Source organism: Lentisalinibacter sediminis, from assembly GCF_040706615.1.
Taxonomy (GTDB): Bacteria; Pseudomonadota; Gammaproteobacteria; order Steroidobacterales; family Woeseiaceae; genus Lentisalinibacter; species Lentisalinibacter sediminis.
Genome location: NZ_JAPDRF010000005.1, coordinates 659307 through 672685, shown reverse-complemented (window position 1 = coordinate 672685; position 13379 = coordinate 659307). Strand labels below are relative to the sequence as shown.

At 67.2% G+C, this 13379-nt stretch carries 11 protein-coding genes; 7 read left to right on the top strand and 4 right to left on the bottom strand.

All coding sequences use genetic code 11. The features are described 5' to 3' along the window. Positions 1-5: 5 nt before the first annotated feature. Positions 6-1229, bottom strand: coding sequence for an ATP-grasp domain-containing protein (locus ACJMKX_RS13435; protein ID WP_405226282.1), 1224 nt, complete (start codon positions 1227-1229; stop codon positions 6-8). 197 nt (positions 1230-1426) lie between these two features. Between ACJMKX_RS13435 and ACJMKX_RS13430 the strand changes: the two genes are divergently transcribed. The 3 genes from ACJMKX_RS13430 to ACJMKX_RS13420 all read left to right on the top strand — a co-directional run bounded on the left by ACJMKX_RS13430 (position 1427) and on the right by ACJMKX_RS13420 (position 3595). Further along, positions 1427-1837: an ectoine synthase gene (locus ACJMKX_RS13430; protein ID WP_405226280.1), complete on the top strand. Its 411-nt coding sequence runs from the start codon at positions 1427-1429 to the stop codon at positions 1835-1837. 88 nt (positions 1838-1925) lie between these two features. Beyond that, a complete protein-coding gene (locus ACJMKX_RS13425; RefSeq protein ID WP_405226277.1) occupies positions 1926-3071 on the top strand; it encodes an META domain-containing protein in 1146 nt (381 codons plus the stop codon). A 26-nt stretch (positions 3072-3097) separates the two neighbouring features. Further along, a complete protein-coding gene (locus ACJMKX_RS13420; protein WP_405226274.1) occupies positions 3098-3595 on the top strand; it encodes a DUF4920 domain-containing protein in 498 nt (165 codons plus the stop codon). A 30-nt stretch (positions 3596-3625) separates the two neighbouring features. Here ACJMKX_RS13420 and ACJMKX_RS13415 read toward each other — a convergent pair whose 3' ends face one another. Both ACJMKX_RS13415 and ACJMKX_RS13410 read right to left on the bottom strand, forming a co-directional pair. Next, positions 3626-4846, bottom strand: coding sequence for a mechanosensitive ion channel family protein (locus ACJMKX_RS13415; protein WP_405226271.1), 1221 nt, complete (start codon positions 4844-4846; stop codon positions 3626-3628). Between the two features lie 38 nt (positions 4847-4884). Further along, complete coding sequence (locus ACJMKX_RS13410; RefSeq protein ID WP_405226268.1) at positions 4885-6345, bottom strand: protein adenylyltransferase SelO; 1461 nt, start codon at positions 6343-6345, stop codon at positions 4885-4887. Between the two features lie 147 nt (positions 6346-6492). Here ACJMKX_RS13410 and ACJMKX_RS13405 point away from each other — a divergent pair, with 147 nt between their 5' ends. Then, the gene (locus ACJMKX_RS13405; protein WP_405226265.1) at positions 6493-7776 is read left to right on the top strand and encodes a thioredoxin family protein; all 1284 of its coding nucleotides are present in this window, start codon (positions 6493-6495) and stop codon (positions 7774-7776) included. 93 nt (positions 7777-7869) lie between these two features. Beyond that, positions 7870-8517, top strand: a complete 648-nt coding sequence (gene trhA / locus ACJMKX_RS13400; protein WP_405226262.1) for a PAQR family membrane homeostasis protein TrhA — start codon at positions 7870-7872, stop codon at positions 8515-8517. A 39-nt stretch (positions 8518-8556) separates the two neighbouring features. Here the strand turns inward: trhA and ACJMKX_RS13395 are convergent, their stop codons facing one another. After that, positions 8557-9294 carry a DUF748 domain-containing protein gene (locus ACJMKX_RS13395; protein ID WP_405226259.1) on the bottom strand — a complete coding sequence of 246 codons (738 nt, stop codon included), beginning with the start codon at positions 9292-9294 and terminating at the stop codon, positions 8557-8559. Positions 9295-9520: 226 nt separating this feature from the next. Here ACJMKX_RS13395 and ACJMKX_RS13390 point away from each other — a divergent pair, with 226 nt between their 5' ends. Then, positions 9521-9949 (top strand): nitrous oxide-stimulated promoter family protein, encoded by a 429-nt coding sequence (locus ACJMKX_RS13390; RefSeq protein ID WP_405226256.1) that lies wholly within the window; start codon positions 9521-9523, stop codon positions 9947-9949. 87 nt (positions 9950-10036) lie between these two features. After that, a complete protein-coding gene (locus ACJMKX_RS13385; protein WP_405226253.1) occupies positions 10037-13324 on the top strand; it encodes a WD40/YVTN/BNR-like repeat-containing protein in 3288 nt (1095 codons plus the stop codon). Positions 13325-13379 lie beyond the last annotated feature (55 nt).

The window sequence follows — 13379 nt, the reverse complement described above, 5'->3', positions numbered from 1 at the left end:
GACGCTCAGACGTAGAAGTCGAGCTCCTCCTGGTGTTTCAGCAGATCCCGCAGTTTGTGCGGGTCGTCGCCGAAGAAGAACACCAGTCCCCAGTGGGTGCCGAATGCGGTCCGCTTCGTGACCGTCTCCTCCATCGGCTGCGTCAGCTCGTGATAGTCGAAGTAGGGATGCTCCTCGGTCTCCCGCGGGATCTCGAGCGTGCTCACGACACGGCGGCGCGGATAGACACCGAAACAGCCGGCATAGCCCTTCGCGTCCTCGACCGGTTTCGGGAAGAACGCCTGGATCTCTTCCTCGGTGGACTTCGGGTCGAAGACCAGGATGGAGGCCTGGTAGGCGTTGAAACCGTAGGCCCGCTCGATCAGCTCGAAGGCCTTGAACCCCGGCGGCCGGTAGGCGACCTCGCCGAAGTACATGGTGCCGTCGCTGGTCACGAAGTACTCCGGATGGATCTGGCCGAACTTGATATCGAAGGTCTTGATCAGCTTCTCGATCTGCTCGGTGATGGCGGCGCGCCAGCTCTCGAGTTCCGGTGTCGCCGGCACGAACACGGAGTAGCCGAGCGTCACGTACTCGGAGATGTTCAGGAAGCGGATCTTGCCGTCGTGTACCCATGCCTCCACCGCGAACTCCCAGCCGTCCAGATGGCTCTCCATCAACAGGGGGAACTCGGTTTCCGGGATGGCGTCCACTTCCTCCGGTGTCCGGATGACCCGGTGTCCCAGACAGCCCGCCTTGTCGAAGGCCTTCAGGTGGATGGGGTCGTCGGGGTCGCCGTCGAGCTTCAGCAGCGTCTGATTCACCCGGCGCAGGAAACGCACGACGTCGTCCTTATCGTGGGCTTCTTCGAATATGCCCACGCGGATTCCGCCGAGCTGGGCGCGTCGCTTCATCAGCGCCTTGTCCCGGAACAGCACGGCCTGGCCATGCAGCCGCGGATTGCCCATCAGCACCGAGTTGATGGCGCCGGCCCACTCCACTGTCTCCTCGAACAGAGGGATGGCCACGTCCACGCCCTCCTCCTTCAGGCGCTCGGCGATCTCCAGCGAGCGATCGTTCAGCCGCTCGAAATTCCAGGGGATGTAGGGGATGTCGTTTTTCTTGCAGTAGTCCTCGGCCCAGTCGGGCGCGACGACCACATAACGGCGGTCGAAGCGGTCTGCGGCCTCGACGGCGCCCAGGCTCCAGCCGAGCAGGGCCACGTAGCCTTTTTCCGGGTTCTTTTCCACGAATCCTCCATGCTGCCAAACGGAGCCATTACCCTAACATATCCGCTAAATGGCTGATTTTGGCGTCCAGATTGCGACCGATCCCGGCAAGATTTTTTGAAGACCGGACTCCCGTGTGACAGGATAGAAAGCCGCTTCGCGCCACCATGACGGCGATCTGCCGGCGCGGAAACCGCTCAAAAATAATAGGAGACAACATGAAAATCGTGCGTCTGAAAGACCTCGAAGGTACCGATCAGGAAGTGAAGAGCCCCGCCGGGTGGACCAGCGTGCGCTTCCTCCTGGCGAAGGACGGCATGGGCTTCTCCTTCCACGAGACCACCTTCCCGCCGGGGCTCGAGTTCGACATGTGGTACAAGCACCACCTGGAGGCCGTTTACTGCTACAAGGGCAAGGGAGAGCTGACGAACCGGGATACCGGCGAGAAGTTCACGATCGAGCCCGGTACGCTGTACGCTCTGGACAAGCACGACAAGCACACGCTGAAGGCCATCGAGGAACTCAAGCTCGTGTGCGCATTCAACCCGCCGGTAACCGGTCGTGAGATCCACGATGAGGAAGGCGCCTACATCCTCAATCCACAGGACGCGATCGAACCGCAGGACTGACCGGAGCGGAACGGAAGCTCGGCAGGCGGACGGCAGCTTCCAGGGATCCGGCCGTGTGAACAACATGCAGACAATGCGGGAGACCGCCATGACACGGATCGTCACGAGGATCATCGTAGTCGCGTTTTTCGCCTTCGCCGCGGCGGCTTGTACGACCCGGACCGGCGGACCGGAGGCCGGCCTGCCCACATCGACGGACGGGGCCACCGCGGCGGACATGCCGGACTCAGCGCGCACGGCAACCCCGGCGGGTGAACTCGCAGCCGGGCTCGAGCTGCCGGCCACCTTCGCCGGCACCCTGCCCTGCGCCGACTGCCCGGGCATCCGCTACCGGCTGAACCTCTGGCCGGACGGCGTCTTCCACCTGCAGCGGGAGTGGCTCGACCGGGACCTCGAGGAGTCCGATATCGGCCGCTGGCGCAAGGATCCCGCCAGGAACGCGGTCCTGCTCTACGGTGGCCACGAGATGCCGCTGCAGTTCTCGGTGGAGGGCCCGCGTACGCTGCGTCAGCTCGACGTCGAGGGCCGCCCCATCGAATCCGACCTGCCCTACGAGCTCACGAGCGAGGGCAAGCTCGAGCGCCTCGAACTCGAGTTGGCTCTACGCGGCATGTTCACCTACCTGGCGGACGCGCCGCGCTTCGAGGAATGCCTCACGGGACGCTCCTACCCCGTGGCCATGGAGGGTGCCTACATCGAGCTCGAGCGCGCCTATCTGGCGGCGGACAAGCCGGGCCCGGGCGCTCCGATCCTGGCAGCGCTCGAGGGGGCGATCACGGAGCGGCCGGCGATGGAGGGCGAACACCTGATACCCACCGTGGTGGTAAGGCGCTTCATCGGCCTGTTTCCGTCACAGACCTGCGAGAGAGCCATGAGCGAGGCCAGCCTGCCGAATACCTACTGGCGCATCGTGAAGCTGGATGGCGAGCCCGTGCCGGTGATCGACGGCCGGCGCGAACCCCACCTGATCCTGCGCGGCGGCGAGAGCCGTTACGCCACCACCGTCGGCTGCAATCGGCTCATCGGCACCTGGGACGTGGAGGGAGACCGGCTGACCTTCACCGGCGGCGCCTCCACACTGATGGCCTGCCCGCCGCCGCTGGATGCCCGGGAGACGCGGCTGAAGAGAGTACTGTCCGACACGTATTCCTGGCGTATCAACGGGCAGGTGCTCGAATTATTCGACCGGACAGGGACGAGCATCGCGGTCTTCGAGGCCGTCTACCTGCCCTGAACGCCACCGACGGAAGGAGACCAACCATGACCCGACTTGCCCGATTCCTGCTCTGCCTTGCCTTCGCTCCGCTAGCGCTCGCGACAGCCGGCGACGAAGGCGCCGTGCGCCTGTCGGAGCCCGTCACCGTGACGGACGACTACGAGGAGTTCGGCGCCCCGGTCGTCTCCGCCGAGGCAGCGATTCCACTGGGTGAACTCGTGGGTGCCGGCGAGGAGTACCTCGGCCGCGAGATTACCCTGACCACCCGCATCGCCAAGGTCTGTCGTAAGAAGGGCTGCTTCTTCATCGCCCGTGACGGCGACGCGACCGCGCGCATCACCTTCAAGGACTACGGCTTCTTCATCCCGACCGACTCGGTCGGCAAGGAGGTGCTGCTGAACGGCACCTTCGAGCGGCGCGAGATCACGAAGGCCCAGGCGGAGCACTACCGCAAGGATCTGGGCGAGCCGGCGCGCGGGGGGCCGGCCGCCGGCCGCGAATACCACATCGTGGCGACGGCGGTCCGCATCCCGAGAGGCTGAGGCGACCGCTGCGCCCGGCCCCGAGGGCCGTCAGTCGTGCGAGCGCAGCGCCGCCAGGTCGGCACCCGCCGGCTGCTGGAACAGCCGCAGCCCGAACTCGGGCACGATGGCGATGAGGTGATCGAATATGTCCGACTGGATGCCTTCGTATTCCGCCCAGGCCGTCGTGTCCGTGAAGCAGTAGATCTCCAGCGGCAGACCGTCGGGCCCGGCGGGCAGCTGGCGCACGATCAGCGTCAGGTCCTGACGGATGCGGGGGTGGTTCTTCAGGTAGTTGAACGCATACGCCCGGAAGGTGCCGATGTTGGTCAGCCGCCTCCGGTTCACGTCCGCGGCCACCTCGCCCTGCAGCCGCGCGTTGTACTCCTCGAGCTCGCGGCGCTTGGTGTCGACGTAGTCGGTAAGCAGCACGAAGCGCCTGAAGTGCGCGATCTCCTCATCGCTCTGGAAGCGGATTGAGGACACATCGAAGTACAGCGCGCGTTTGATCCGCCGCCCGCCGGACTCGCTCATGCCCCGCCAGTTCTGGAACGAATCGGTGATCAGCCGATGGGTGGGTATGGTGGTGATGGTCTTGTCGAAGTTCTGCACCTTCACGGTGTGCAGCTGCACGTCGATGACGTCGCCGTCGGCGCCGAACTGGGGCATGGTGATCCAGTCGCCCACCCGCACCATGTCCTGGGCGGTGAGCTGGACGCTCGCCACCAGCGAGAGAATGGTGTCCTTGAAGACCAGCAGCAGGATGGCGGTCATGGCGCCGAAGCCGCTGATCAGCAGCAGCGGCGAACGGTCGAGCACGGCGGCGACGATCAGCACGCCGCCGAGCACCCAGACCACGATCTGCACCAGCTGCACGAAGCCCTTCAGCGGACGTTCTTTCGCAACCGGCAGCGCCGAGTAAATGGTGTTGCCGGCGCTCAGCAGCGACGTCAGCGTCATGGTGAGCATCAGCACCATGTAGCCGGTGGCCACGTTTCGTGCGAGGCGCACCAGCGTCTCGGGCAGGCCCGGGATGAAGGAGATGGCCAGGAAGACGACCAGTGCCGGCAGCACCTGGGCCAGCCGGCCGAAGACGTTGTGCGCCACCAGCGCGTCGTCCCAGGTGACCCGCGAGCGGGCGGCGACGCGCCGCGCCGCGTTGACCAGCACGCGCTTGGCCACGAGGTCGACCGTCACCGCGACGACCAGGAGCAGGACGAGCCCGAGGGCCGGCGGCGCCAGGGGATGGACGGATTCGAGCCGCTCTAACATGGTTTCCCGCTCATCGCGTCTCGCTCATCCTTTTTGGCTCAGGTGCCGCAGAAAGTGCGGACCACACGCTCCTCCGGGGCCGGCGGCTCGGCATAGCCGGAACGGCCGGGCTGTTCCTGGAAAGGTCGCTCCAGCACCTCCCGCAATTCGTGGAAAACGGACAGATCGCCGTCGATGGCGGCTCGTATGGCCCGCTCCACCTGGTGGTTGCGGGGAATGTAGAGCGGGTTCTCCGCCTCCATCGAGGCCCGCACCTCGTCTGCCGTCCCGGGCTGGCGCGCCAGCCGCTCCCGCCAGCGCAGCTCGAACTCCCCGAACCGGGGCTCGTCGCTCGCTCCCGCACGGGTAGCCAGCTCGCGGAAGCTCAGCGTGTAGTCGAGTCCCTCGCGCTGCAGATGGGCGAGCCAGTCGCTTACCAGGTCGGCAATCAAATCGGCACTCGGGTCGGCATCGTCGGGCCCATCCGTGCTGAGGCCGAGCTTGCGGGCCATCCGGCCCAGCCACTCTTCCTCGAACAGCCCGGGGAAGCGGCCCAGTTCCTCCTCGAGCGCCGCCTTGTCGCCGCCCGCGCTCAGCAGGCAGTCCGCCAGGCGCGCCAGGTTCCACTGCGCCATGGACGCCTGCTGGCCATAGGCATAGCGCCCGTAGTGGTCGATGGAGCTGAAGACCTTGTCGTAATGGAACTCGTCCATGAAGGCGCAGGGGCCGTAGTCCAGCGTCTCGCCGGACACGGCGGTGTTGTCGGTGTTCATGACGCCGTGGATGAAGCCGAGCGCCATCCAGTGAGCCACGAGCCGCGCCTGGGCCTCGACCACGCCGCGGTAGAACGCGCTCAGGGGCTCGTCGTGTTCCCGGGCATCCGGGTAGTGGCGGTCGATCGCGTAGTCAGCGAGGGCGCGCACCGCGTCGGCGTCGCCGCGGGCGGCGAAGTACTCGAACGTGCCCACGCGGACGTGGCTGGCCGCGACCCGGGTGAAAACGCCGCCGGGCAGCGCCTCCTCACGGAACACGCGCTCGCCGGTAGCGACGGCAGCGAGCGATCGGGTGGTGGGTACGCCGAGGGCATGCATCGCCTCGCTGACCAGGTACTCCCGGATCACCGGCCCCAGCGACGACTTGCCGTCGCCCATGCGGGAGAACGGAGTGCGGCCTGAACCCTTCAGCTGGATATCCCGGCGCCGGCCCGAGGAATCCACGCGTTCGCCCAGCAGCACCGCGCGGCCGTCGCCCAGCTGCGGTACGAACTGGCCGAACTGGTGGCCGGCATAGGCCAGCGCGATCGGTACTGCGTCCGGCGGCAGCTCGTTGCCGCCGAACAGTCTCGCCAGGCGCTCCTCGTCGCCGCTGAGCTCCTCCAGCCCCAGTTCGGCTGCCAGCGGCCCGTTCCAGGCCAGCAGCACGGGCGCGGGCACCGGGGTCGGTTCCACCCGGGCGTAGAAGTGCCCGGGCAGACGGGCGTAGGAACTCTCGAGCCGGCAATCGGCGGGGACCGGTTTCATCCGGCGAAGGGTACCTGATGGGGCGGGGGAGTCCAGAAGGCCGGTGTTATGGCCGCATGCCGCACACCGCCGGTGCTGGGGATTACCACGATTGCCTCCATGGGGAACCGACAGTAAATTCTCGCGGTCTGACCCTCCGGAGGTTCCATGTCCCCAGTCCGTCTGGCGCGCGCCGTCGCGCTGCTCACAGCTCTGTTCTGCGCGCCCGCGTCGGCCTCGACGGAGGTGCAATGGCTCACGGACGGCCCGGACGGCCAGCCGGGCCTCGTGCTCTATTATTTCTATTCGGACAGCTGCCCCCACTGCCAGGAGGCGAAGCCCTTCGTCGCGGGCCTGGGCGAGATGGAGTGGATAGACCTGCGCCAGTACGAGATCTCAAAGAGCCGGGAGAACGGCCTGCTCTACCGGGACATCGCCGCCAGCATCGGCGAGAAGGCCCGCAGCGTTCCCGGGTTCCTGTTCTGCGGGACCCTGGAGACGGGTTATGACAAGGCCGAGACCACCGGCGCCCGCCTGCTCGAGCAGCTGCGCGCCTGCCGGGCGGATCCGGACAGCTACCTCGCGCCGGCCGAGGAGGCGGCGACGCCGCAGCCCGCGGAGGTGAGCGGCCTGCAGCTACCCCTCATAGGCACCATCGACCCCTCCAACTGGGGCCTGCCCATACTGACCGCGGTCATCGCCGGCCTCGACGCCTTCAATCCCTGCGCCTTCTTCGTGCTGCTGTTTCTGCTGAGCCTGATGGTCCACGCACGCAGCCGCGCGCGCATGCTGCTGGTGGGCGGCACGTTCGTGCTCTTCTCCGGCCTCATCTACTTCGTGTTCATGGCGGCGTGGCTGAACGTGTTCCTCTGGATCGGCGAGCTGCGGATCGTGACGATGATTGCCGGCCTCGTCGCCGTGACGCTGGCGGCCGTCAACATCAAGGACTACTTCTGGTTCAAGTCGGGCCCCTCGCTGTCCATCCCGGATTCGAAGAAGCCGGGCATGTATCAGCGGATGCGCAACCTGGTCGCCGCCCCGAGCGTGCTGGCGATGCTGGCGGGCACGGCCGTACTGGCCATCGTCGTCAACAGCTACGAACTCCTGTGCACCGCCGGGCTGCCGATGGTCTACACCCGCATCCTCACGCTGCGCGAGGCGGACAGCTTCGTGTTCTACATGTATCTCGTGTTCTACAACGTGGTGTACGTGATCCCGCTGCTCGCCATCGTGGGGCTGTTCGTGATGAAGTTCGGCTCGCGCAAGCTGGGCGAGAGCGAGGGACGGCTGCTGAAGCTGATGTCCGGCATGATGATGCTCGGGCTGGGCGCCGTCATGCTGTTCGCACCGATGTCGCTGAACAACGCCGGCATCGCCATCGGTCTGCTGGCCGCCGCCGTGCTCGTCACCTCCCTCATACACGCCGTCATGAAGAGGCGGGGCCTGATCTGACCGCGGCCCGAGCGCTCGTCGCTCTGGCGCCGACGGTCCGCCTGTGTCACCGTGCATGGCCGTATGACCCGGACGCCTGACATGGATGCCGCCGTGCACCGATACACCCTCGCCGAGGAGATCGCCCACGCGGTCACCCACGGCGTGGGCGCGCTGCTCAGCATCGCGGGTCTGACCTGGATGCTCTACGTCTCGGCGGTGATCGCGGACCCGTGGCGGATCCTCGCCAGCGCCGTCTACGGCACCAGCCTGGTGGCCCTGTTCCTGGCCTCCACCCTATATCACGCCCTGTACGCGACGCGGGCCCGCAATCTGTTCCGCACGCTCGACCACTGCGCGATCTACCTGCTGATCGCGGGCACCTACACGCCGTTCCTGCTGGTAGCGATGCGCGACAGTGTGGGCTGGTGGCTGTTCGGCACGATCTGGACGCTGGCGACAGCGGGGATCATCACCAAGCTCTGGTTCCGCGACCGTTTCCCGCGGCTGTCACTCGCCGGTTACCTGGCGATGGGCTGGCTGGTGCTGCTCGCCACGCCCGCGGTGCTCGATGCGGTAGCGGTCGGCGGCATCGCCTGGCTGGTCGCCGGCGGTCTCAGTTATACGCTGGGTGCCGCCTTCTATGCCGCCAAACGCATCCCCTACCATCACGCCATCTGGCACCTGTTCGTGCTCGCCGGCGGGGTTTGCCACTTCCTGGCGGTGGCGCTGTACGTACTGCCGGAAGTCAGCACCGCCTGATCCTGTCTGCGGCCGGGAACGTCGGCCGAGCCGGCAGAGTCAGCCGGATTCCTCGTCGTCGCCGCCGAATTTATTCATCAGCCCCTCCTTGAACTGATCCAGCTTCTCTTTGGCCCGGTCCTTCAGGGATTCCGTCGCGGCCGACTGCAGCACACGCTCTATCACCGGCTCCAGCACCTGGCGCGCGACCTCCGTGCCGGTGGCGCCGCCGGACGCACGGCCGATGTCGGTGAGCTGTATGCGCGGTATGTCGACGGAGCGTTGTTCGTCGAGATCCGGCAGCGACACGGAGGCGCTGGCATCCTCCAGCACGAATCGCTCGATGATCAGCTTGCGGCCCGGGCCTGCCTCGTCGTCCGGCTGCTGATCCCCGCCGGCGGATTCCAGGTTGTTCATCAGCTCGCGCAGGTTGCTGCCGGTCGCCCGCTGGATCAGGTTCACCGTGGCGCCGGAGACCGTCACCTCCTTCAGCACGATGGTGTCCTCGGTGACGGTGGCCGGGTCGATGCGGATCACGAACCGGCCCAGCGACATCGCGTTGCCGCCGTAGCCGTCCGGGTTGCCGACGGTGAGCCCGGCGATTTCCGCGCGTGCCTCGCCGAGATCGATGGACACGCCGCTCACCCGCACGGGCGTCTCCGTCGCCGCCGAACCCTGCTCCTCGATCAGGCCGGCCACAATCGTGTCCAGCTGCGTGTAGACATAGACGAGCCCCGCCGCGATCACGATCACGATGGCGGCGACGGCGATCAGGGTCTTCCTTGCTCCGCTGCTCATATCGGTCCCCTTGTCGGTATTCCTGTGTCTTGATCTGTCACCGCAGGCTACGCGCCGGCGGCATCCCACTCAAGCTGCCACACCGACGTGCGCCTCGTGCAACCGACGTGTCACGACCGGCTGTGCCGGGGAGCTGTGTCGGGCTGTGTCGGACGATAGTGGCAACTACGGATCGGGCATAGCCGCCGCGGCTGTCATCATTACATGCCGTGGGGAAGCGACTGCCATGACACAGGGTCGAGAGACACCGCTCCACGGCCGCCTCGGCCGGGAGCAGAAAACCATGCGCCACATGGTGGCGCTGTACTGCCGCGACCGTCATCAGTCGGACAGCCAGTCGGGGAGTCAGCGGAGCAGCGATACGGCAGGCCGCCCGGAGAGCGGCACGCCCTGCGCCGAATGCACGGACTTCCTCGCCTACGCAGCACGGCGGCTGCAGAAATGTCCCTACGGCGAGGACAAGCCCACCTGTGCCAACTGTCCGATCCACTGCTACAAGCGCGAGCCCCGGGAGTTCGCCCGCACGGTGATGCGCTATTCGGGGCCGCGCATGATGTGGCGCCACCCGTGGCTGGCGCTGATGCACCTGGTGGACGGGCGCCGCCGCGTCCCCCATCCGCTGGAACTCCGCCGCAAGCGTTCCGCCGGCCGCTGAGCGGCGCGGCAGTTATACTCCTGCCTTCTCGAGCGGCGGTCCCGCCGCGGCCGCCGCACGCCGCGTTCGCAAAGGAGTAAAACCCCGATGCATTTCCGAATCTCCCGCTCACGCCGATCCGCTACCGTATTCGTCCTGGCCCTCACCGCCGCTCTCGCCGTGCCGCCGGGCACGCAGGCCGCCGAGGAGCAAGCGCATCCGCTGGCTTCCATCCCGCTGAGGACCATCGGCCCCGCCATCAGCTCGGGCCGCATCTCGGATCTGTCTTTCCACCCGGACAAGCCTCAGGAGTTCCTGGTGGCGGTCGCCTCCGGCAATCTCTGGAAGACCACCGACGACACCATCACCTGGACGCCGGTCTTCGACGACCAGGGCGCCTACGCCATCGGCGTGGTGACCCGCGACCCGCAGGACCCGGACACCATCTGGGTGGGCACCGGCGAGAACAAGGCCCAGCGCAGCGTCGGCTACGGCGACGGCGTCTACAAATCCATCGACGGCGGCAACAGCTGGACCCACATGGGCCTGAAGGACTCCGGCCACATCGGCCACATCTGGATCCACCCGGAGGACAGTGACTTTGTCCTGGTGGCCGCCCACGGGCCGTTGTGGAGCGACGGCGGTGACCGGGGCCTGTACCGCAGCACGGACGGCGGCGGGACGTGGACCCGCATCCTCCACATCGACGAGCACACGGGCATCAACGAATTCGTGGTGGACCCGGCGGACTCCGACACGATCGTGGCCGCGAGCTACCAGCGCCGCCGCCACGTCTGGACCCTGATAAACGGCGGGCCGGGCAGCGGCATCCACAAGACCACCGACGGCGGCGAGACCTGGACGGAGATCACCGCCGGCCTGCCCGAGGACAACATGGGCAAGATCGGCGTCTCCATGGCACCGTCGGCCCCGGACGTCCTATACGCGATCATCGAGGCGAACGACGAGGAGAAGGGCGTCTACCGCTCCACCGACTTCGGCAACAGCTGGGAGAAACGCTCGGACCACATGACCACCAGCCCCCAGTACTACAACGAGCTGGTGATCGACCCGCTGGCCGCCGACAAGGTGTACGCGCTGGACACCGTCACCCACGTCTCCGAGGACGGCGGCGCCACCTGGCGCCAGCTCGGCATGGAGGCCCGCCACGTCGACGACCACGCCCTGTGGATCGACCCGGAGAACACCGACCACCTCTACATCGGCGGCGACGGCGGCATCTACGAGACCTGGGACGGTGGCACCACCTGGCGCCACGTGCGCAACCTGCCCGTGACCCAGTTCTACCGCATCCACCCGGACAACGCCGAACCCTTCTACAACGTCTGCGGTGGCACCCAGGACAACAATTCGCTGTGCGCGCCGTCGCGCACGACAGTGCTTCACGGCATCACCAACTCCGACTGGACCTTCGTGCTCGGCGGCGACGGCTACAAGCCCCAGTTCGATCCCAACGACCCCAAAATCATCTACGCCCAGTACCAGTACGGCGGCCTGGTGCGCTACGACCGCCGCACTCGCGAGCGCATCGCGATCACGCCCCTGCCGGATAGCGGCGAGAAGAACTACAAGTGGAACTGGAACACGCCGCTGCTGGTGAGCCCCCACGACCCGCACCGGCTGTACTACGCGGCGGAGTACCTGTTCCGCTCGGATGACAGGGGCGACAGCTGGGAGAAGGTGAGCCCGGATCTCACCCGCCAGCTCGACCGCAACCAGCTGGAGGTGATGGGCCGGGTCTGGAGCGTGGACACCATCGCCAAGAACGATTCCACCTCCATCTACGGCGCCGCCATCGGCCTCAGCGAGAGTCCGGTGCTGGAGGGCATCATCTACGTGGGCACGGACGACGGCGTCATGAACGTCACCAGCGACGGCGGCGAGACCTGGCGGCGCACCACCAGCTTCCCGGGCGTGCCGGACATGTCCCTGATCGAGGACGTGGTGGCCTCGGTGCACGACCCGGACGTGGCCTATGCCGTTTTCGACAACCACAAGCGCGGCGACTACAAGCCCTACGTCCTGAAGACCGCGGACCGCGGCCGCAGCTGGCGGCCGATCACCGGCGACCTGCCGGCCCGGGGCTCCGCCCACACCATCGCCGAGGACCACGTGAACCCGGACCTGCTGTTCGTCGGCACCGAGTTCGGCCTGTACTTCACCCAGGACGGCGGCGAGAACTGGCACGAGCTCGCCGGCGGCGACTTCCCCACCATCGCCGTGCGCGATCTCGAGATCCAGCGCCGGGAGAACGACCTGGTGGTGGGCACCTTCGGCCGCGGCATCTGGATCCTGGACGACTACACGCCGCTCCGGACGAAGGCGGAAGCGCTGGGCGAGGCGGAGCTGTTCCCGGTGCGCGATCCCTGGCTCTACATCGAGGGATACATCTGGGACGACCGGGACAAGGGCTCCATGGGCAGCAGCTTCTACACCGCGAAGAACCCGCCGTACGGCGCCATGTTCAGCTATTACCTGGAAGAGCCCCTGCTGCCTGCGCGCAAGGAGCGCCGGCGCCGGGAGATCGAGGTGGAGATCGAGGGCGGCGACACGCCTTACCCGAACTGGGAGGTGCTGCGCGCCGAAGACCGCCAGGAGGAGCCGCAGCTGCTGCTGCTGGTGCGCGACGCCGAGGGCCGGCTGGTGCGCCAGGTCAGCGGCGAGACGGAGGAGGGTTTCCACCGCGCGGCCTGGGACCTGCGCCTGCCGCCGCCGGACCCGATCGTACTCGGCGAGCCGGAGCAGCGCATGTACTGGGAACGAGACCCCGTGGGTCCGCTGGCTCTGCCCGGCCAGTACAGCGTGCAGCTGGCGCGGCTGGTCAACGGCGAGCTGACCACGGTCGGCCTGCCCGAGGCGTTCACGGTGAAGCCGCTGGAGAACAGCCCCGAGATCACCGACGACCGCCGCGCCCTGCAGGCCTTCCAGCTGAAGGCCGCCGGGCTGCAGCGTGCCGTGCAGGGCGCCGTGAAGGCGGTGGAGGAGTACCGCTCGCGCATCGACCATCTGCAGGCGGCATTGCTGCAGACGCCCGAACGCTCGCCAGCCGACTTCGAGGCACTGGTAAAGCTGTCCAACCAGCTGGCCGACGTCGCGATCGCGCTGACCGGCGACACCACCGTGGCTTCGCGCAACGAGCCGGTGGCCATGCCGGTGGCGAGCCGGGTGAACACCATCTACACCTCCCAGGTGTGGACCCAGTTCCCGGTGCCGGCGCAGTACGAGACGTCGTACGACATCGCAGCACGGGAGTTCTCGGCTGCCCTGTCGGAACTCGAGGCCGTGCGGGACGAGCTGCAGGCGATCGAGAGCCGGCTGGAAGGCCTGGGCGCGCCCTGGACGCCGGGCCGGCTGCCGGACTGGCAGGCGCCCTAAGTGATCCCGCGGGTGATCCGTGCCGGCGTCGGGGGCAAACCCGATGCCGGCGCGG